This window comes from Phenylobacterium sp. LjRoot97 (assembly GCF_964254345.1).
Lineage (GTDB): Bacteria > Pseudomonadota > Alphaproteobacteria > Caulobacterales > Caulobacteraceae > Phenylobacterium.
On the sequence record NZ_CAXUTH020000001.1, the window covers coordinates 4,374,581 to 4,392,181 of the forward strand.

Below are 17,601 nucleotides of genomic sequence, written 5' to 3' on the forward strand. Positions count from 1 at the left end.
AACCGGAAAGGGTCTAGATGCCGGCCATGGTTGGAAAGACGCTTTACGATAAAATCTGGGACGCCCACGTCGTCGAGGAACAAGACGGCGAGACGATCCTCTATATCGACCTGCACCTCATCCACGAGGTCACGACCCCGCAGGCCTTCGCGGGCCTTCGCGCCAACCACAGGCCGGTACGCCGTCCGGACCGCACGCTTGCAGTCGCCGACCACAACATCCCGACCGAGGGCCAGGCCAAGGGCGTCGCCGCCGTGGCCGACGACGAAGCGCGCCTGCAGCTCCAGACGCTCGAGCGCAACGTCAAGGACAACGGCATCGAGTTCTTCCCGATGGGCGACATCCGCAACGGGATCGTCCACGTCGTCGGTCCCGAGCAGGGCCGCACCCAGCCGGGTATGACCATCGTCTGCGGCGACAGCCACACCTCGACCCACGGCGCGTTCGGCGCCCTGGCGCACGGCATCGGCACCTCGGAAGTCGAGCATGTGCTGGCCACCCAGACCCTTCGCCAGAAGAAGGCGAAGAACCTGCGCGTCACCGTCGACGGGACCCTGGCGCCCGGCGTCGGAGCCAAGGACATCGCCCTGGCGATCATCGGCGAGATCGGCACCGCCGGCGGCACCGGCTACGTCATCGAATACGCCGGCGAGGCGATCCGCGCCCTGTCGATGGAAGGCCGCATGACTCTGTGCAACCTGACCATCGAGGGCGGCGCCCGCGCCGGCCTGGTCGCGCCGGACCAGACGACCTTCGACTACATGCAGGGCCGCCCGGCCGCCCCCAAGGGCGGGGCCTGGGAAATGGCGCTCGGCTATTGGAAGACGCTGTTCACCGACGCGGACGCGGTGTTCGACCGCGAGGTGGTGATCGACGGGAACACGATCGCCCCGCTGGTCACCTGGGGCACTTCGCCTGAGGACGTCATCGCCGTCACCGACGTGGCGCCCGATCCCGGCAGCTTCGCCACCCCCGACAAGCGCGCCTCGGCCGCTCGGGCCCTCGAATACATGGGCCTGACCGCCGGCCAGCCGATCCAGGACGCCAAGATCGACGTGGTGTTCATCGGCTCCTGCACCAACAGCCGCATCGAGGATCTGCGCGAGGCGGCCAAGGTCGTCCAGCACGCCTTCGTTCACGGCAAGATGGTCGCCGAGCACGTGCGGGCCATGGTCGTGCCGGGCTCGGGCCTGGTGAAGGAACAGGCGGAGGAAGAAGGCCTGGACGCCATCTTCAAGGCCGCCGGCTTCGACTGGCGCGAGCCGGGCTGCTCGATGTGCCTGGGCATGAACCCTGATCGCCTCACCCCGGGCCAGCGCTGCGCCTCGACCTCGAACCGCAACTTCGAGGGCCGCCAGGGCCGCGGCGGACGGACCCACCTGATGAGCCCGGCGATGGCCGCGGCCGCCGCCATCGCCGGCCACATCGCCGACGTCAGGGATTTCATGTGATGATGAGCGCCCGCACCAGCTTTCTGATCTGGTGGGGGCTTCCCATCCTCTGCGCCGGTCTCGGCGCCATGGCCGCCGCCTTCATGGGCGAGGGCGGGATTTTCGGCCGCGGGCCCGGCCAGGTCGGGCCGCTGATGCTGATCGGCGGCTACATCGTCGTCGTCGGACTGCTGGCGGTGGTCTTCCGCATGCGTCAGAACCTCGCGTCCTTCGAAGACCGCGACCGCTTCGACAAGCCGGTCGAGGCGGCGATGGTCGCCCTGTGCGCGCCGATCTTGGTCGCCGGGATCTGGCTGATGGGCTCGGGCCTGCGCGCCGATCTCGGGCCTAGCCGCACCGTCGCCGGCCAGCTCGAGCACATCGACAAGGTGGGCGCCTTTGGCCGCAGCTTCGGGATCAACCTCGTCACCACCGCCAGCCCGCTGATCCTGCCCTGCCGCATCGATCGCAACTGCGGGAGCCCGGTCCCGCTGCTGCGGCTGCAGCCCGGCGCCAAGCTTGAGGTCGAGTTGCTGAACGGCAAGGTGCTCGGGCTCAAGGCCGGCGGCCGCCAGCTCGTCGATCCGGCCGTGCAGCGTAGCTGGCGGGTCGGTTTCGCCGCCACGGGCCTGGCCCTGCTGCTCGTCTATGGCCTCGCCTTCGTCATCGCCTCGCTGAGGCTGCTGCTCGACGCCGACGAGCCCGAGCTCGAAGCCCCAACCTACTGGACGACGACCCCGTGATCTCAGGACTCGACCACATCGCCCTGGTGGTGCGCGACCTGCCCGCCGCCATCGACGGCTACAGCCGCCTGCTCGGCCTCGCCCCCAACTGGGTCGGCGGCGACGGCGGCGCGCGGCACGCCTGGTTCCAGCTGCCGAACATGGCGCTCGACGTTATCGCGCCCGACGGCGAGGGCGCGTTCGGCGACACCATCCGCGCCCATCTCGACGCCCACGGCGAGGGCATCTGGGCGATCGCCTTCACCACCCCCGACATCGAGGCCGCCCAGACCCTGCTGGGCCGCCGGGGCATCCCGGGCTCCACGCCGCATTCGACACGCTCGACGCATGAGGACGGCCGCAAGCGCTACTGGACGACCAGCGCCCTCGACGCCGCCGCCATCGGCGGGATCAACATCCTGCTCACCGCGCCGCCGCGCGACGGCGTCGCCTGGCCGCTGTCGGAGCCGACCGGCGAGGCGCCGATCGCCCAGCTCGACCACGTGGTGATCTACACCCCGAACCCCGACCGGGCGCTGGCGGTCTACGGCGCCAAGCTCGGCCTCGACCTGCGCCTCGACCGCTCCAATCCCGATTGGAAGGTTCGGCAGCTATTCTTCCGCTGCGCCGATAGCGTCGTGGAGTTCGCCTCGCGCCTCGATCGGCAGGATTCCGAAGGCTCCGACAGCTTCGGAGGCCTTGCCTGGCAAGTCGCCGACATCGACGCCGCCCAGGCCCGCATCGCTTCGGCAGGTTTCGACGTTTCCGAAGTGAAAACCGGCCGAAAGCCCGGCACCCGCGTCTGCACGATACGATCAGGGGTTGCGTCCGCCCCCACCCTGCTCATCTCCCAGGGCGCGCGGCCCTCGACCTGACCTGAACCTCTGCTAAGACCACGCCATGCAAGCCTTTACCCGTCTCGACGCCAAGATCGCCCCGCTGCCGCTGGCGAACATCGACACCGACCAGATCATCCCCAAGCAGTTCCTCAAGACCGTGGAGCGCGAGGGCCTGGGCCGCGGGCTGTTCTACGACTTCCGCTTCGACGAAGACGGCAAGGAAAAGAGCGACTTCGTTCTGAACCGCCCCGAGTACAAGGGCGCGGGCGTGCTGGTCGCCGGCGACAATTTCGGCTGCGGCTCATCGCGCGAGCACGCGCCCTGGGCGCTGATGGATTTCGGGATCGACTGCGTGATCTCGACCAGCTTCGCGGACATTTTCTATAACAACTGCTTCCAGAACGGTCTCCTGCCGGTGGTCCTGAAACCCGAGGAAGTTCAGGACCTTATGGAAGAGGCCAAGGGCGGCAACCACATGGTCACCGTCGACCTCGAAACCCAGACCGTGGTCTCGCCGTCCGGCAAGACCTTCAGCTTCCAGATCGACCCGTCCCGCAAGGACAAGATGCTCAACGGCCTCGACGCCATCGGCGAGACCCTGCAGGCCGCGCCGTCGATCGACGTCTTCGAAGGCAAGCGCGCCATCAGCCAGCCCTGGCTGGAGCGGGCGTGAGCCTGATCATCGCCGGCACGGTGCGGGTGCCGCCGGAGGTCCTCAACGCCTTCCGGCCGCACATGCGCGCCATGCTGGACGCCAGCCGCGCCGAGGACGGCTGCCTCGAATATTCCTACGCCGAGGACGTGCTCGATCCCGGCCTGATCCGAGTGTTCGAGGCCTGGCGCGACCAGGCCGCGCTCGACGCCCACTTCAAAACGCCGCACATGGCCACCTGGCGCAGCCACTGGCCCGCCTTCGGGGTTTCCGATCGCCGGCTCTTCGCCTACGAGATCGCCTCCGAACGCCAGCTCTAGGCGCCTGACTTTTACGGGGGTTCCCACATGACCGACCTGCTCCTCCTGCCCGGCGACGGCATCGGCCCGGAAGTGACCGCGCAGGTCCGCCGCGTGGCCGAGGCCCTGACCCCGGACCTCGCCATCGAGGAGCGGCTGTTCGGCGGCGCCAGCTACGACGCCCACGGCCTCCCGCTGACCGACGAGACCCTGGCCGCCGCCAAGGCCGCCAAGGCCGTGCTGATGGGCGCGGTCGGCGGTCCGAAGTGGGCCGGCGCCCCACGCGACAAGCGTCCGGAAGCGGGCCTGCTGAACCTGCGCGCCGGCATGGAAGTGTTCGCCAACCTGCGCCCGGCGCTGTGCTTCAACGCCCTGGCCGACGCCTCCAGCCTCAAGCGCGAGATCGTCGAGGGCCTCGACTTCATGATCGTCCGCGAGCTGACCGGCGGCATCTACTTCGGCAGCCCGCGCTTCATCGAGGAGCTGCCGGAAGGCGGCAAGCGCGCCGTCGACACACAGGTCTACACCACCGCCGAGATCGAGCGCGTCGCCCGCGTCGCCTTCGAGCTGGCCCGCGGCCGCCGCAACAAGGTCCACTCGGCCGAGAAGTCCAACGTCATGGACTCGGGCCTGCTGTGGCGCGAAGTCGTCAGCGACCTGCACAAGCGCGAGTACGCCGACGTCGAGCTCGAGCACATCCTGGCCGACAACGCGGCCATGCAGATCGTCAAGAATCCCAAGCAGTTCGACGTCATGGTCACCGACAACCTGTTCGGCGACATCCTCTCGGACGCCGCCGCCCAGTTGACCGGCTCGCTCGGCATGCTGCCCTCGGCCGCGCTCGGCGCCGCCGGCAAGCCGGGCCTCTACGAGCCGATCCACGGCTCGGCGCCCGACATCGCCGGCCAGAACCTGGCCAACCCGCTGGCGGCGATCCTGTCGCTGGAGATGGCGCTGCGCTGGTCGCTCGACCGCGCCGAGGCCGCCGACAAGCTCTACGCCGCAGTGGTCAAGGCGCTCGAAGGCGGCGCCCGCACTCGCGACCTGGGCGGCGCGCTCTCGACCGTGCAGATGGGCGACGCGGTGCTCGCCGCGCTCTAGAGCCGGCGGTACTCCATCGTCGAGCCGTCCGGAAGACGGCCACGCAGGGCGGCCCAGGCGCCGCCCTGATCGTACCAGTCGTCGATCTGGCTCTCGCCGCGCAGGCTCCAGCGGGTCGCGGCAATGAGCTTGCCGCTGGCCAGCTTGACCTGTTCGGCGCCGACGCGCCGCGCCGTCAGCCGCAGCAGCTTGCCCTCCTGCGGGTTGAACAGCGGACCGCCCAGGACTTCCGACTTCCAGTGGGTCAGGGGCGCCGCGTCGGCCGCCGCCCGGACCCGCCCGCCCGCGCCTTCGATCACCACCGCGTCGGCGTCGCGCCGCGCCTCGACCCGCTGCAGCTTGCCGTTGCCGTTGGTCGTGGTCTCCAGGCTCGCAAATCGCCCGCCGCGCCAGCGCTCGACCGCCCTGTGCGTGTAGCGATAGACCGGGACCGGGCCCAGCTTGACCAGCAGCGACACCTCGGTGCGGACCGCGACATCTTCGGCCGGGCCGGAAAAACTCATTTCGTGTTCGCCGACCCGAACCCCGTTCCGAAACACGGCGAAGGCGAGCTTGTCCGCCGCCGCGGCGCGGGGCGCGCCAAGCAGCGCAACGCCCGTCGCCACAAGGGTTCTGCGCGAAATCGTCTGCATGGCGATGCTCCCGAGGCCGGCGCGGCCGCGCGCCTGTCAGAGGTACGTGCAAGGACGCCACACGGACGCGCCGCGGCGAACAAACGCACCATCTCCCGATTGCATTTTGTGGCGATATGCGAGATGGGAACGCCCGCATGAGTTATCTTAAGAACAGCACTTTCCAAGATCGCGCCTCGGCGTCCCTCGAAGCCAAAAAGGCTCTCCTGGCCAAGATGAAGGTGAAACCCACCGTCACGGCCGAAGCGGGCACCGACCGCGCCACCATCAAAGCCAACGAACTGGCCGAGCTTCGCGCCAAGCGCGAGGTCGAGCGCACTGAACGCCGTCGGGTCCAGGCCGAGCAGGATTCGCTCAAGCGCGAGATCGACGCGTTCAACGCCGAGACCGCCGAGCTGGAGCTGCGCGTCGCCCAAAAGGCCGCGCGCGACGCCCGCTACGCCGCGCGCAAGCAACGCCGCAAATAGACTGATCCGTCAGTCCGGGTGGTCGGCCGCCGAGGCCGGTGCCACGTGCGGCGGAAACGCATCCGCCATCGGTTCGTACTTGGCCCTGGCCGCCTCCAGCCGCGCGCGCATGTCCGCCGCGGCGTCGGGGAAATTGCGCGCCACGCTGTAGTTCTCGCCGGGGTCGACATCCATGTCGAACAGCAGCGGATAGCCGTCCAGCGGGATGTCGTAGGTCCGGTAGTAGGACCGCGCCACGTACTTCCAGCGCGGCGTGCGCACGGCCGCGACCTTGGCGTTGTCGAACAGCACGATCTCGTCGTGCGGCGAGGCCGCGCCGTCCTTCAGCACGGCCGACAGATCGGCGCCGTCCAGCTCACGGTCGGCGACCGGCGGCCGGCCGGCCATGGCGTTCAGCGTCGGCAGTAGATCGAGATTGCTAGCCAGCGCGTTGCTGACGGCCCCCGCCGGCAGCGTGCCCGGCTGGCGGGCGATGAACGGCACCCGGAACCCGCCGTCCCAGGCCGAGCCGCCCTTGCGGTCGCGGAACGGCCCTGACGAGCCCTCGAACCACGGCCCGTTGTCGGACGTGAAGACCACCATGGTGTCCTCGTCGAGGCCCAGCGCCTTCAGCTTCTCCAGCAGTCGCCCGACGTTGAGGTCGATCTCCTCGACCACCTCGCCATAGGCGCCGCCGGGCGAGCCGGTCAGGTCGTCGGGATTGGGCTTCAGCGGGATGTGCGGCGCGGTCAGCGCCAGCAGCACGAAGAACGGCTGCTCGCGGTTTTGCTCGGCGAAGGCGATGGTCTGCTCGAAGAACCACTGAGTCAGCTTCGAGAAGTCGGCCCGGCTCTCGGTCATCGGTGAGGTGGCGCTGTCGTAGAGCGCCAGCGGCTTCATGTCGTGGCTGTAGGGCAGGCCGTAGAACCGATCGAACCCGTAGACCATCGGCGGCCAGTGCGGCGCCACGTGGCCCAGGTGCCACTTGCCGATCAGGGCGCTGGCGTAGTCCTCGCCTAGCGCCTTGGGGATGGTCAGGGCGTCCGGCGGCAGGCCGGTCGTGTCGGCCGGCTGGATGACCTCGTGCGCCAGTCCGTTGCGGATCGCGTACTGCCCGGTCATTAGGCCGGCGCGCGAGGGCGTGCAGACATTGGCCGAGGCGTAGAAGTCGGTCAGCCGCACGCCCTCGGACGCCATGCGGTCCAGGTGCGGAGTGCGGATGACCTTGCCGCCGTCGCAGCCGAGGTCGCCGTAGCCGAGGTCGTCGGCCATGATCACGATGAAGTTGGGTTTGCGCATGGCGCGCACTCTAGGGCGGCCGTGAGCGTTGTCACCCCGCCGCAGCGCGCCCTACAGCTTCAGCACCCAGGTCTCGCTGATCAGGCCCTTGGCGAAGGCGCCGTCGGGTCGGCTCTCGACCAGTTCGAACCCGGCCGCGGCATAGACCGCGCGGGCGGCGCCGAGGATGCTCTGGGTCCAGAGCGTGATCTCGTCATAGCCGGCCTTGCGCGCGAAGGCGACGCACTCGCCAACCAGCCGCTTGCCCAGGCCAAGGCCCCGCGCCGCCGGCTCGATCAGCAGCAGCCGCAGCTTGGCCTGGCCCGGCCGCTCGCCCTTGACCAGGAAGATCGAGCCGAGGATCTCGCCGTCCCGCTCGGCGATCCAGCAGCGCTCGCGAGCCGGGTCGAAGTTGTTCACGAAGTCGGCGGCGATCTGCGCGACCAGCGCCTCGAACCGCTCGTCCCAGCCGTACTCGCGCGCATAGAGCGTTCCGTGGCGATGGGTCACCCAGCCAATGTCGCCGGGCCGGTGGCCGCGCAGCACGATCTTCCCGGCGACCGGCTCCTCGAGCAGGTGCTCGATCTCGGCCATGGCCTTGGTGAGCTTGGTCTTCTGGACGGTGGTCAGCGCGCCCAGCATTCCCTCGACCGCGCCCTGGGCCGAGCCAAGCCAGCGATTGTAGGCGTGGATGCCCTCCGACGTCAGCCATACCGAGACGCTGCGCCGGTCGCTTTCCGAGGTCTGGCGGGTCAGCAGGGCTTCGCGTTCGAAGCGCTTGAGCACCCGGCTGAGATAGCCGTTGTCCATCCCCGTGCGCGTCGCCAGCAGCTTCGGCGTGATCCCGTCCGGGGCCTGCGCGACCTCGTAGAGCACCCGCATTTCGGCGAGCGTGTAGGGCGATCCGAGGTGCGCTTCGTCCAGCGCGCCGATGCGGCGGGTGTAGAAGCGGTTGAAGCGCCGGACGGCGGCGACGGGGTCTCGCGGCAGCATGGAATCTCCTGTTCGGGCAGGAAAATCCATATAGTTGACTAAGTCAACTATCGCGTTTTGGGCCCAGCGCGGCGGCTCATCAGCCCCAGCAGCTCGGTCGCCACCGCCAGCCAGGCGGGGGTCAGTCCTTCGGCCAGCCCCTGGGCCCACAACGCCTTGCGCTGCAAAGCCTCGCCATAGGCGGACCGCCCCTCGGCCGTAAGCTGCAGAAGGTGGGCGCGACGGTGCTCGGGGTTCTCTCGCCACTCGGCCAGCCCCCGTCCGGCGAGGTCGTCGGCGACCCGCTGCACCGCTTGGCGGCTGAGGCCGAGGGTGCGGGCGACCTGCGGCACCGTGCGGGCGGCTCCCGGCGCGGCCAGCACGCTCGCCACCCGCATCCGCGCGCCCGTCATGCCGGTGTCGGAGAACATGCGGTCCTCAACTTCGGCGAAGCGGTCGGCCGCGGTTCCCACGGCCTCGACCAAGCGCAGCACGGCGTCGGCGGAAGCTTCCATGACAGCAGCCTGTCATTTCGACAATATGCTGTCAAATGTCGAGGATTGCCGGATCCGGAGGTCAAGCTAGAGTTCGGGCATGCAAGCCCTGCTCCTCCGCGCGCCCTACGAGCGTATCGCCGGCCGCCTAGCCGCCCTGGCCCCCGATCTCGACGTCGTGGTGCTGGAGCCCGACGGCGGCCTGACCCTGCGCGGCGCGCCGTTCGACGCCGCCAATCTCAAACCCGACATCTGGTGGCTCAGCCTCGATGCGTTCGGCAAGCGCGGCGGCGACTACTTCCCGCGGCTGGCGGCCTCGCCGGACGCGCGCTGGGTGCAAACCGCCTTCGCCGGCCTCGACAACCCGATGTTCAAGCCGCTGGCGCGCGAGGGCCTGACGGTCACCAACTCCAGCGCCCAGGCCCCGGCCATCGCCGAGTACGTGACCATCCACGCGCTCAGCCTGCTGCACCCGATCGCGCAGCAGGCCGCCCACCAGGCCGCGCACGAGTGGACGCCCGTCAGCTTCCGCGAGGTCGGCCAGACCCGCTGGCTGATCGTCGGCTTCGGCAACATCGGCCGCGAGATCGCCCAGCGCGCCAAGGCGTTCGGCGCCCAGGTCGAGGCGGTGCGCCGCTCACCCGATCCGGAAGGGCTGGCCGACGCGGTCAGCACGCTCGCCGACCTGCCGCGCACCCTGCCCCAGGCCGACGTCGTGGTGCTGGCCTGCGCCCTGAACGAGGAGACCCGCGACCTGGCCGACGCCGCGTTCTTCGCGGCGATGAAGCCGGGCGCGATCCTGATCAACATCGGCCGCGGCGGGCTGGTCGACGAAGACGCCCTGCGCGCCGGCCTCGACCGCGACCAGCCGGCGCAGGCGGTGCTCGACGTCTTCCAGACCGAGCCGCTGCCGGCCGACGCCTGGTTCTGGGACCATCCGAAGGTGCGGGTCACCCCGCACGCCTCCAATCGCGGCGAGCTGACCGGGGCCCGCGGCGACGCCCTGTTCCTTGAGAACCTCGGGCGCTACCTGCGCGGCGAGCCAATGCTCAACGTCACCCGCGCCGAAGACATCGCGGCAGGCTAGGCCTCGACCGTCATCTGGGTCTGCAGCACCAGCGCCAGCAGCTTGCCCTCGGCGTTGGTGATCCGGGTCTGCCAGACGCTGGAGCGGCGGCCGATGTGCAGCGGGATGGCCTCGCCGGTGACGGTCGCGCCGACCTTGGCCGCGCCGAGGAAGTTGGTCTTCGACTCCAGGGTCGTGGTCCGCGCGCCGGCCGGCAGGTTGAGGAAGCCGCCGATTGCGCCCAACGCGTCGGCGAAGGCCATGAACGCCCCGCCGTGCAGGATGCCCCCGGCGGTGCAAAGGTCCTCGCGCACGACCAGCCGGCCGACCACGCGGTCCTTGCCGCGTTCGACGATCTCCACCCCCATCAGGTTGGAAAAGGGCATGCCGGTGTCCTGCGCCATGAAGCATCCTCCGCGTCAGAGATTGTGACCCGCCGGCCGCGGCCGGTCGATGACCTGCCAGGTAACGGCTAGCTGCGCGCCGCGCTGGCCAGTTGCGCCACCATGCGCTCGGTCATCCGCGCCCGCTCCTCGCGCAGCACCCGGTCCAGGGCGTCCTGGGCCGGCGGCGTGGGCCCGGCCTCGCCGATGCCGAGCAGCCGGCGGCGCACCTGGTCCAGATAGTCGGGCGCGGCGGGGTCCGGCAGCCGCGACGCGCGTGCCTCCAGACCGTAGGCCGGCAGCACCTCGCCCCCGATCACCTCGGCCCGCAGCTCGGCCAGGCTCATGACCTCGGGCTCGTCCGTGACCAGCCAGCTGGCCAGCCCGCCCTCGGCCAGCACCTCGCGCAGGCTGTCGACGAAGAAGGCGCGCTCGGCGCCCTGCGGCCGGGCGGCAAAAGCCGCCGAGTCGATGTTGCCGCCGCCGATCCCGGCCAGATCCATCATCGCGGCCAGGTCGGCCTCGTCCTCCAGGGCCGCCAGAGACCCCGCGGCCGCGTCGAAGCGCTTTGTAAACAGAAGGTTGCCCTCGCCGCGGCGATCGCGCGGAGCGGCCGGGCCGACGTCCGTGACCGTGGAAATGCTGCTGATGGACATGACGCCTCCCGCTGTGACGCCTCAGGCGTCGCAAGCGGCGGGCCAGTCGGGCGACCGCGGTTCATTGCGCGCGGGAACCGCAAGGCGTAAGGGGACGCTCCGCTTTTGAACCTCTGAAGGAGACCGCCATGGGCTATCGGGTGGCCGTGGTCGGCGCCACGGGCAATGTGGGCCGCGAGATGCTGAACATCCTGGAGGAAGTGAACTTCCCCGTGGACAAGATTCACGCGATCGCCAGCCGCCGTTCGATCGGCGTCGAGGTCTCGTTCGGGGAACAGATCCTCAAGTGCGAGGACGTCGAGCAGTTCGACTTCTCGACCGTCGACGTCGTGCTGATGAGCGTCTCCGGCTCGTTCTCCAAGGAATGGTCGCCGAAGATCGGCGCCGCCGGCCCGATCGTCATCGACAACTCCTCGGCCTGGCGCATGGACCCCGACGTGCCGCTGATCGTGCCGGAGGTGAACCCGGACGACGTCGCCTATGCCGGCAAGAAGAACATCATCGCCAACCCGAACTGCTCGACCGCCCAGCTGGTCGTCGCGCTGAAGCCGCTGCATGACCGGGCCCGCATCAAGCGGGTCGTCGTCTCGACCTACCAATCGGTCTCCGGCGCCGGCAAGGAAGGCATGGACGAGCTCTGGGATCAGACCAAGGGCGTCTTCGTGCTCGGCGCGCCTGAGCCCAAGAAGTTCCCCAAGCAGATCGCCTTCAACGTCATCCCGTTCATCGGCGCCTTCGGCGACGACGGCTACACCGACGAAGAAGCCAAGATGTGGAACGAGACCCACAAGATGATCGACCCGTCGATCGCCCTGACGGTCACATGCGTCCGCGTGCCGGTGATGGTCGGCCACTCAGAGAGCGTGAACATCGAGTTCCACGATCCGCTCGACGAGGACGAAGCCCGCGACCTGCTGCGCGAGAGCCCCGGCCTGATCGTCATCGATCAGCGCAACGACAAGGGCTACATCACGCCGAAGGAGGCCCAGGGCGAGTTCCCGGTCTTCGTCAGCCGCATCCGCAAGGACCCGACGGTCGAGAACGGCCTGAACCTGTGGGTCGTCGCCGACAACCTGCGCAAGGGCGCGGCGCTGAACGCGGTGCAGATCGCCGAGCTGCTGCACGAGCGCGGCCTGCTGAAGAGCAAGACCGCCGCCTAAGGCGTCAGGCGGCCACGCCGAGCTGACTGATCAGGATCCGCACCTGATCCATGCGCTCGGGGTTGGCCGCCAGTTCAGCCCGCGTCTCGTCCTGGCGGACCAGACGCATCGCCTCCTGGCGGGCGCGATCGGCGGCCGGGCCAGCCGGCGCGGTCTCTCCCGCGGCCAGCTTGAGCAGCAGCAACAGCTTCTGGGCGGCCGAGGCAGGGGTCTTGGCCAGGGTCGGGATCAGCCGGGCGTCGGCTTCGACCATTCCGCCGACGTCGCCGATCTTGGCCTGGATCGGCGCGTAGTCCTCCTGGGCCAGCCCGCCGCGGGCGACGGCCCGCTGCAGCGCCGCCAGCTTCTGCAGCTTCACCGCTGCGGTGTCGGGACCGTAGCGGAACTCCTTTTCGAACCGCAGCGCCCCGACGCCGGCGGACAGGTATCGCCCGGCCTGGCGCTTGTTGGCGCCGCCGATGACGTTCTCGACCAGCCAGACCAGCGCCTCGATCTCCTCGCGGGCGCTGCGCTCGCCGCCGCCCAGATAGGCTTCGACGAAGTCGCTGGTCACCAGCATCCGCGAGCGCTGGACGAACGCGGCCTGCACGTCGTCGACGTTGAGCAGCGCCCCGGCGGTCGCGGCGGCGGTCAGGGTCATCGCCAGGCCGCGCATCACCTCGATTTCACCGGACGCGTCGGACGGGCGCAGCCGCCGTGGACCATGCAGCTCGCGCACCACCCGCTTTGCGATGGCGACGCGGACGCTGGCGAAGTCCTCGGCGGCCAGCCACTTGGAGAGCCGCGTCGCGGCCTCCGACAGCGGCGGCATGATCCGGGCGACGGACGGCTCGGCGCGGATCAGGGCGTCGACCGTGTCGCAGGCCGCCAGCCGGGTCATCGCCGCCAGCTGGCCGCCCAGGTCCAAGTCCTGGCCGATGATGTTGTCGAGCCCTGACTTCGAGCCGAGGATTTCGGCCAGCGGCTGCTCGACGGTCTGCAGGGCCAGGCCGCGCGGCGGGCCGGTGACCGGGGCGGCGTCGGCCAGATCGAGCAGGCGCGAGACCTTCTCCGACCATGAGCGGGCCGGCGCGATCGAGGCCGCGACCCCTGCGCCCAGCAGGTAGGCGCGCTCTGGATCCTGGCTGACGCGTTCGGCGGCGCGCGCAAAACCTTCCTTGTCGAGGTTGGGCATCCCGCCCCGGCGGGAATCCTTGAGCAGCCGGTCGATGGCCCGCTCGACCAGGCTGGAGAACGTGCGGATCAGTTCGTGGACGCTCAGGCCGCGGCTCTGCGCCTCCGGGATCGCGACCTTCTGGATAGCGTGCTGTAGGTCGGTGCCCGACGCCTCCAGCTCCTCGACCAGGTCGGGGCGGTGCAGCAGTTCGAACGGGGTCGCGCCCTTGCGCTCCAGCCAGCCTTCGAGCAGCCGGCCGATCCGCTCGCGCGCGTGGACGGTGTAGAGGTCCTGCGGACTGACGCAGAGCGGATCCTGGTTCTCGACGACCTTCTTCTTCTTCGGCGCCTCGGAGACGCCCAGGTTGAGGATGGTGATCGATTGGAACTCGCGGGTCTCCGGATCGAGCGTTTCCTTGGTGACCCGGACGGCGGCGACGCGCCCCTCGGCCATCAATTCCTCGGCGGCCGAGACCGCGGCGGTGCGGTTCTCGGTGGCCATGTCGAGCTTCCACGCAGCGCCAGGAGCCCGCCGAATGAAGACTTCGAAATGGATTTGATGGCCGGTCACAGGAGATCCCTTTCCCGGACAGCATGCGCCGACAAGCTTAATACCCCTTTATCACAAGGGATTTCGCCGCCCGACCGTTGGTCGGCGACCGATGGAACCAGCCCCCTGTCCGCCGGCTTCCCGCACAGGGACGTTTCGCCCTCCGTGCGGCGCCCCATTGAGGACACGCTGGCGGGCGATTAGCTTGCCAAGCTTCGCTGAAGGATACGACGAGACCTATGGCCAAGATCACCCTGGTGGACGACGACGAGAACATCGTCACGTCGGTCAGCCTCGCCCTCGAAAGCCACGGCCACGAGGTGAAGGCCTATTTCGACGGCGCCTCGGGACTGGCGGCCCTGGAGAACGATCCCCCGGACCTGGCCATCCTCGACGTCAAGATGCCCCGCATGGACGGCATGGAAGTGTTGCGCCGGCTGCGCCGCACCTCGGACCTGCCGGTGATCATCCTGACCTCCAAGGACGAGGAGATCGACGAGATCCTCGGCTTCAACCTCGGCGCCGACGACTACATGCACAAGCCGTTCAGCCAGCGCCTGCTGATCGAGCGGGTGAAGGCGGTGCTGCGCCGGGCCGGCGTCGAGGGCGAAGAACCGCCCCCCGCGGCCAACGGCGCGACCAACGGCGAGTCCCAGTCGCGCGCCCTGAAGCGCGGCAAGCTGACGCTCGACCCGGCCCGCCACGACTGCCTCTGGGACGGCAAGCCGGTGAAGCTCACCGTCACCGAGTTCCTGCTGCTGCAGTCGCTGGCCCAGCGGCCCGGTTTCGTGAAGAGCCGCGACAACTTGATGGACGCGGCCTACGACGATCAGGTCTATGTCGACGACCGCACCATCGACAGCCACATCAAGCGGATGCGAAAGAAGTTCCGCGAAGTCGACCCTGAGTTCGACGCGATCGAAACCCTTTATGGCGTCGGATACAGATACCGCGAAGCCTGACCCGAAGTCGGCGGCCCGCAAGCGGCGGCCGCCGCGCTCCGGGCCTTCGTTCTTCAGCTGGCTGCCAGGCTCGCGCCTGGGGCGCTTCATCATCCTGCTCAACGTCCTGGGCCTGGCGATCATCATCGCCGGCTCGCTGCTGCTCAACGAGCTGCGGCGCGGCCTGGTCGGGGCGCGGATCGACAGCCTGACCACGCAGGGCGAGCTGATCGTCAACGTGATCAACCGCGCCGCCACGGTGGGCGAACCGACTCCCGAGCTCGACGCCCAGGCGGCCAGCGAGATCCTGCAGATGCTGTCCAACCCGCGCTCGCAGCGGGCGCGGCTGTTCGACGCCCAGGGCAACCTGATCGCCGACAGCTACTGGGTCGCCGACCGGGTCGAATGGAAGGTGCTGCCGCCGGCCCGCCCGCGCGAGGACCAGCGCGGCCTGGCCCTCGACCTGAAGATCGGCCGTCCGCCGCCGCCGCCCGCCCCGGCCGCCCAGCGCGCGCTGATGATGGAGGTCGGCCAAGCCCTGCGCGGCGTCCACTGGGCCGGCATGCGCACCGCCGAGGACGGCGAGCGCGTGGTCTCTGTCTCGATCCCGATCCAGCACGTCCAAGCGGTGCTCGGCGTCCTGACGCTGGAAGCCAGCGACGTCGACGAAATCATCCGCGCCGAGCGCCAGGCCCTGGCGCCGTTCATCCTGATCGCGATCTTCGTGACCCTGGTCTCGTCGATCCTGCTGAACAACCTGATCGCCCAGCCGGTGCGGATGCTGTCGCGCGCCGCCGACCGCGTGCGTCTGTCGCGGGCGCGCTCGATCTCGCTGCCGCAGCTGGCCCGCCGCGACGACGAGCTCGGCGACCTGACCCGCTCGCTGGAGGACATGACCGACGCCCTGTCCGAGCGGATGGACGCCATCGAGCGGTTCGCCGCCGACGTCGCCCACGAGATCAAGAATCCGCTGACCTCGCTGCGCTCGGCGGTCGAGACCCTGGACCTGGTCAAGGATCCGGCCGCCCGCGACCGGCTGATGGCGATCCTCAAGAACGACATCCAGCGCCTCGACCGGCTGGTCACCGACATCTCCAACGCCTCGCGCCTGGACGCCGAGCTGTCGCGAGAAGACCTGCGCGCCCTCGACCTGGGGCGGCTGATCGCCGAGGTCACCCAGCTCTATCAGGACACCGCCAAGCCGGGCGACGTGTCCGTCGCCTACACGCCGCCGGACACCCTGGAGCCGATCATGGTCTCCGGCCGCGAGGGACCGCTGGGCCAGTTGCTGCGCAACCTGATCGACAACGCCCGTTCGTTCAGCGCCAAGGGCGGCCAGGTGCGCGTGCAGCTGGAACGCGGCCGCGGCCAGGCGGTGCTGACCGTCGACGACGACGGCCCCGGCATTCCGCCCGACAACCTCGAGACCATCTTCCAGCGGTTCTACACCTCGCGTCCCAAGGGCGCGGCGTTCGGCGGCAACTCCGGTCTCGGCCTGTCGATCGCCCGCCAGATCGCCGCCGCCCAGGGCGGCTCGATCCGCGCCGAGAACCGCACCGACCCCGACGGCGGGGTCGAAGGCGCGCGCTTCGTCGTCACCCTGCCCGAGGCCCGGCGATGATCGCCCACGCCGGCCTGGTCGCAGCCTATGTCGACGGTCGCTGGCTGGGCGTGCTCATCGAAGGCCCGTCGGGCGCCGGCAAGAGCGACCTGGCCCTGCGCGCCCTCGACCACGGATTTCGGCTGGTCGCCGACGACCGCGTGGTGCTCTGGGCCTGCGACGGCGCGCTGTATGGCCGCGCCCCCGACACGCTCGCCGGCTTGATCGAGGTGCGCGGCCTGGGCGTGGTCGCTGAACCCGCCATTCCCTTTTGCCGCATTGCCTTGGCCGTCGCCTGCGAGCAGCATGAGCGGATGCCCGAACCGGCTTTCAAGGATTACGTCGGGTTGAGTATCCCGATGCTTTCACTTCAGGCGTTAGAGTCTTCGGCGCCCGCGAAGCTTCGCCGCGCACTGCACCATCTTGGAGCTTGGGCGGATAAAGCGTATCTAGACGCCCTCGCGGCCGGCGTATCGCCGCGGCCGGGTGGGGATTCCCGTTGAGAGAGTTGGCATGATCGGGCTCGTGATCGTCACGCACGGGCGGCTGGCCGAGGAGTTCATCTTCGCCATGGAGCATGTGGTCGGACCGCAGGCTGCGGTCGCGGCCATCTGCATCGGGCCGGAAGACGACATGGAAAAGCGCCGCAAGGATATCCTGGCGGCGTGCGAAGCCGTCGACTCCGGGTCCGGCGTCATCCTGCTGACCGACATGTTCGGCGGCACCCCCTCGAACCTGGCCATCTCGGTCATGGAGCAGACCAAGGCCGAGGTCATCGCCGGCCTCAACCTGCCCATGCTGATCAAGCTCGCCTCGGTGCGTACGCGCCAGTCGCTCGAGGACTGCGTGGCCTGCGCCCAGGAGGCCGGCCGCAAGTACATCTCCGTCGCCTCCTACGTGCTGGCCGGCGAAAAGTGAGCGCTTCGCGGACTGTCGAGATCATCAACAAGCGGGGCCTGCATGCGCGCGCCTCGGCCAAGTTCGTGAAGCTGGCCGCCACCTTCGACGCCGAGGTCAAGGTGGCCAAGGACGGCGCCAGCGTCGACGCCCGCTCGATCATGGGCCTGATGATGCTGGCCGCCGGCCCCGGCTGCTGCATCGACATCCTGGCCGAGGGCAAGGAAGCCGCGCCGGCGGTCGAGGCCCTGGCCGCGCTCGTCGCCGCCCGCTTCGACGAAGACGAATAGAAGCGGCCCGCGTCGCCACGGGCCGCCCCCAAAGCCCG

General features: G+C 69.5%; 21 protein-coding genes. 14 read left to right on the forward strand and 7 right to left on the reverse strand.

Translation table 11 applies throughout. The features are described 5' to 3' along the window. The first annotated feature begins 26 nt into the window (after window positions 1-26). Genes leuC through leuB form a run of 6 tightly spaced genes read left to right on the forward strand, consistent with a single transcriptional unit; the run spans window position 27 to window position 5,043 of the window. Complete coding sequence (leuC, locus tag ACSQ2H_RS21730) at window positions 27-1,451, forward strand: 3-isopropylmalate dehydratase large subunit (protein WP_436063441.1); 1,425 nt, start codon at window positions 27-29, stop codon at window positions 1,449-1,451. Next, the gene (locus ACSQ2H_RS21735) at window positions 1,451-2,173 is read left to right on the forward strand and encodes a hypothetical protein (protein ID WP_436063442.1); all 723 of its coding nucleotides are present in this window, start codon (window positions 1,451-1,453) and stop codon (window positions 2,171-2,173) included. Before leuC ends, ACSQ2H_RS21735 begins: the two co-directional genes overlap by 1 nt. Next, complete coding sequence (locus ACSQ2H_RS21740; protein WP_436063443.1) at window positions 2,170-3,027, forward strand: VOC family protein; 858 nt, start codon at window positions 2,170-2,172, stop codon at window positions 3,025-3,027. The genes ACSQ2H_RS21735 and ACSQ2H_RS21740 overlap by 4 nt, the downstream gene beginning before the upstream one ends. 25 nt (window positions 3,028-3,052) lie before the next feature. Beyond that, window positions 3,053-3,664 carry a 3-isopropylmalate dehydratase small subunit gene (gene leuD, locus ACSQ2H_RS21745; RefSeq protein WP_436063444.1) on the forward strand — a complete coding sequence of 204 codons (612 nt, stop codon included), beginning with the start codon at window positions 3,053-3,055 and terminating at the stop codon, window positions 3,662-3,664. Next, window positions 3,661-3,963 carry a putative quinol monooxygenase gene (locus ACSQ2H_RS21750; protein ID WP_436063445.1) on the forward strand — a complete coding sequence of 101 codons (303 nt, stop codon included), beginning with the start codon at window positions 3,661-3,663 and terminating at the stop codon, window positions 3,961-3,963. The genes leuD and ACSQ2H_RS21750 overlap by 4 nt, the downstream gene beginning before the upstream one ends. A 27-nt stretch (window positions 3,964-3,990) precedes the next feature. Continuing rightward, window positions 3,991-5,043: a 3-isopropylmalate dehydrogenase gene (leuB, locus tag ACSQ2H_RS21755; protein WP_436063446.1), complete on the forward strand. Its 1,053-nt coding sequence runs from the start codon at window positions 3,991-3,993 to the stop codon at window positions 5,041-5,043. Here the strand turns inward: leuB and ACSQ2H_RS21760 are convergent. Then, complete coding sequence (locus ACSQ2H_RS21760) at window positions 5,040-5,675, reverse strand: DUF6134 family protein (protein ID WP_436063447.1); 636 nt, start codon at window positions 5,673-5,675, stop codon at window positions 5,040-5,042. The two genes, leuB and ACSQ2H_RS21760, sit on opposite strands and share 4 nt — an antisense overlap. 137 nt (window positions 5,676-5,812) lie before the next feature. Between ACSQ2H_RS21760 and ACSQ2H_RS21765 the strand changes: the two genes are divergently transcribed. Continuing rightward, window positions 5,813-6,142: a DUF6481 family protein gene (locus tag ACSQ2H_RS21765; protein ID WP_436063448.1), complete on the forward strand. Its 330-nt coding sequence runs from the start codon at window positions 5,813-5,815 to the stop codon at window positions 6,140-6,142. A gap of 9 nt (window positions 6,143-6,151) precedes the next feature. Here the strand turns inward: ACSQ2H_RS21765 and ACSQ2H_RS21770 are convergent, their stop codons facing one another. The 3 genes from ACSQ2H_RS21770 to ACSQ2H_RS21780 are packed head-to-tail and all read right to left on the reverse strand — an operon-like array spanning window position 6,152 to window position 8,886. Beyond that, window positions 6,152-7,420 (reverse strand): sulfatase family protein, encoded by a 1,269-nt coding sequence (locus ACSQ2H_RS21770; RefSeq protein ID WP_436063449.1) that lies wholly within the window; start codon window positions 7,418-7,420, stop codon window positions 6,152-6,154. A gap of 51 nt (window positions 7,421-7,471) precedes the next feature. After that, on the reverse strand, window positions 7,472-8,392 hold the full coding sequence (locus ACSQ2H_RS21775; protein ID WP_436063450.1) for a bifunctional helix-turn-helix transcriptional regulator/GNAT family N-acetyltransferase: 921 nt from the start codon (window positions 8,390-8,392) through the stop codon (window positions 7,472-7,474). A gap of 47 nt (window positions 8,393-8,439) precedes the next feature. Further along, window positions 8,440-8,886: a MarR family winged helix-turn-helix transcriptional regulator gene (locus tag ACSQ2H_RS21780; RefSeq protein WP_436063451.1), complete on the reverse strand. Its 447-nt coding sequence runs from the start codon at window positions 8,884-8,886 to the stop codon at window positions 8,440-8,442. 79 nt (window positions 8,887-8,965) lie between these two features. Here ACSQ2H_RS21780 and ACSQ2H_RS21785 point away from each other — a divergent pair, with 79 nt between their 5' ends. Beyond that, on the forward strand, window positions 8,966-9,952 hold the full coding sequence (locus ACSQ2H_RS21785) for an NAD(P)-dependent oxidoreductase (RefSeq protein WP_436063452.1): 987 nt from the start codon (window positions 8,966-8,968) through the stop codon (window positions 9,950-9,952). Here ACSQ2H_RS21785 and ACSQ2H_RS21790 read toward each other — a convergent pair. Further along, the gene (locus ACSQ2H_RS21790) at window positions 9,949-10,335 is read right to left on the reverse strand and encodes a PaaI family thioesterase (protein WP_436063453.1); all 387 of its coding nucleotides are present in this window, start codon (window positions 10,333-10,335) and stop codon (window positions 9,949-9,951) included. The genes ACSQ2H_RS21785 and ACSQ2H_RS21790 overlap by 4 nt on opposite strands. A gap of 68 nt (window positions 10,336-10,403) precedes the next feature. Further along, on the reverse strand, window positions 10,404-10,970 hold the full coding sequence (locus ACSQ2H_RS21795) for a hypothetical protein (RefSeq protein ID WP_436063454.1): 567 nt from the start codon (window positions 10,968-10,970) through the stop codon (window positions 10,404-10,406). 128 nt (window positions 10,971-11,098) lie between these two features. On the opposite strand from ACSQ2H_RS21795, the gene ACSQ2H_RS21800 reads away from it, so the two are divergent. Continuing rightward, window positions 11,099-12,130: an aspartate-semialdehyde dehydrogenase gene (locus tag ACSQ2H_RS21800; protein ID WP_183770747.1), complete on the forward strand. Its 1,032-nt coding sequence runs from the start codon at window positions 11,099-11,101 to the stop codon at window positions 12,128-12,130. Between the two features lie 4 nt (window positions 12,131-12,134). Here ACSQ2H_RS21800 and ACSQ2H_RS21805 read toward each other — a convergent pair whose 3' ends face one another. Then, window positions 12,135-13,787 carry a hypothetical protein gene (locus ACSQ2H_RS21805; protein WP_436063455.1) on the reverse strand — a complete coding sequence of 551 codons (1,653 nt, stop codon included), beginning with the start codon at window positions 13,785-13,787 and terminating at the stop codon, window positions 12,135-12,137. 287 nt (window positions 13,788-14,074) lie between these two features. Here ACSQ2H_RS21805 and ACSQ2H_RS21810 point away from each other — a divergent pair, with 287 nt between their 5' ends. The 5 genes from ACSQ2H_RS21810 to ACSQ2H_RS21830 are packed head-to-tail and all read left to right on the forward strand — an operon-like array spanning window position 14,075 to window position 17,563. Further along, window positions 14,075-14,797, forward strand: a complete 723-nt coding sequence (locus ACSQ2H_RS21810) for a response regulator transcription factor (protein WP_436063456.1) — start codon at window positions 14,075-14,077, stop codon at window positions 14,795-14,797. Beyond that, entirely contained in the window at window positions 14,766-16,397 is a 1,632-nt protein-coding gene (locus ACSQ2H_RS21815; RefSeq protein ID WP_436063457.1) for a stimulus-sensing domain-containing protein, read from the forward strand. The genes ACSQ2H_RS21810 and ACSQ2H_RS21815 overlap by 32 nt, the downstream gene beginning before the upstream one ends. Further along, window positions 16,394-16,879, forward strand: coding sequence for an HPr kinase/phosphorylase (locus ACSQ2H_RS21820; protein WP_436063458.1), 486 nt, complete (start codon window positions 16,394-16,396; stop codon window positions 16,877-16,879). The genes ACSQ2H_RS21815 and ACSQ2H_RS21820 overlap by 4 nt, the downstream gene beginning before the upstream one ends. Before the next feature lie 10 nt (window positions 16,880-16,889). Then, a complete protein-coding gene (locus ACSQ2H_RS21825; protein ID WP_436063459.1) occupies window positions 16,890-17,294 on the forward strand; it encodes a PTS sugar transporter subunit IIA in 405 nt (134 codons plus the stop codon). Beyond that, entirely contained in the window at window positions 17,291-17,563 is a 273-nt protein-coding gene (locus ACSQ2H_RS21830; protein WP_436063460.1) for an HPr family phosphocarrier protein, read from the forward strand. The genes ACSQ2H_RS21825 and ACSQ2H_RS21830 overlap by 4 nt, the downstream gene beginning before the upstream one ends. Window positions 17,564-17,601 lie beyond the last annotated feature (38 nt).

Coding starts and splice junctions, on each gene's coding strand:
- ACSQ2H_RS21785 (WP_436063452.1), top strand. CDS start 8,966: ATGCAAGCCCTGCTCCTCCGCGCGCCCTACGAGCGTATCGCCGGCCGC.
- ACSQ2H_RS21790 (WP_436063453.1), bottom strand. CDS start 10,335: ATGGCGCAGGACACCGGCATGCCCTTTTCCAACCTGATGGGGGTGGAG.
- ACSQ2H_RS21810 (WP_436063456.1), top strand. CDS start 14,075: ATGGCCAAGATCACCCTGGTGGACGACGACGAGAACATCGTCACGTCG.
- ACSQ2H_RS21780 (WP_436063451.1), bottom strand. CDS start 8,886: ATGGAAGCTTCCGCCGACGCCGTGCTGCGCTTGGTCGAGGCCGTGGGA.
- ACSQ2H_RS21815 (WP_436063457.1), top strand. CDS start 14,766: ATGGCGTCGGATACAGATACCGCGAAGCCTGACCCGAAGTCGGCGGCC.
- ACSQ2H_RS21775 (WP_436063450.1), bottom strand. CDS start 8,392: ATGCTGCCGCGAGACCCCGTCGCCGCCGTCCGGCGCTTCAACCGCTTC.
- ACSQ2H_RS21765 (WP_436063448.1), top strand. CDS start 5,813: ATGAGTTATCTTAAGAACAGCACTTTCCAAGATCGCGCCTCGGCGTCC.
- ACSQ2H_RS21795 (WP_436063454.1), bottom strand. CDS start 10,970: ATGTCCATCAGCAGCATTTCCACGGTCACGGACGTCGGCCCGGCCGCT.
- ACSQ2H_RS21800 (WP_183770747.1), top strand. CDS start 11,099: ATGGGCTATCGGGTGGCCGTGGTCGGCGCCACGGGCAATGTGGGCCGC.
- ACSQ2H_RS21805 (WP_436063455.1), bottom strand. CDS start 13,787: ATGGCCACCGAGAACCGCACCGCCGCGGTCTCGGCCGCCGAGGAATTG.
- ACSQ2H_RS21760 (WP_436063447.1), bottom strand. CDS start 5,675: ATGCAGACGATTTCGCGCAGAACCCTTGTGGCGACGGGCGTTGCGCTG.
- ACSQ2H_RS21735 (WP_436063442.1), top strand. CDS start 1,451: ATGATGAGCGCCCGCACCAGCTTTCTGATCTGGTGGGGGCTTCCCATC.
- ACSQ2H_RS21820 (WP_436063458.1), top strand. CDS start 16,394: ATGATCGCCCACGCCGGCCTGGTCGCAGCCTATGTCGACGGTCGCTGG.
- leuB (WP_436063446.1), top strand. CDS start 3,991: ATGACCGACCTGCTCCTCCTGCCCGGCGACGGCATCGGCCCGGAAGTG.
- leuD (WP_436063444.1), top strand. CDS start 3,053: ATGCAAGCCTTTACCCGTCTCGACGCCAAGATCGCCCCGCTGCCGCTG.
- leuC (WP_436063441.1), top strand. CDS start 27: ATGGTTGGAAAGACGCTTTACGATAAAATCTGGGACGCCCACGTCGTC.
- ACSQ2H_RS21825 (WP_436063459.1), top strand. CDS start 16,890: ATGATCGGGCTCGTGATCGTCACGCACGGGCGGCTGGCCGAGGAGTTC.
- ACSQ2H_RS21770 (WP_436063449.1), bottom strand. CDS start 7,420: ATGCGCAAACCCAACTTCATCGTGATCATGGCCGACGACCTCGGCTAC.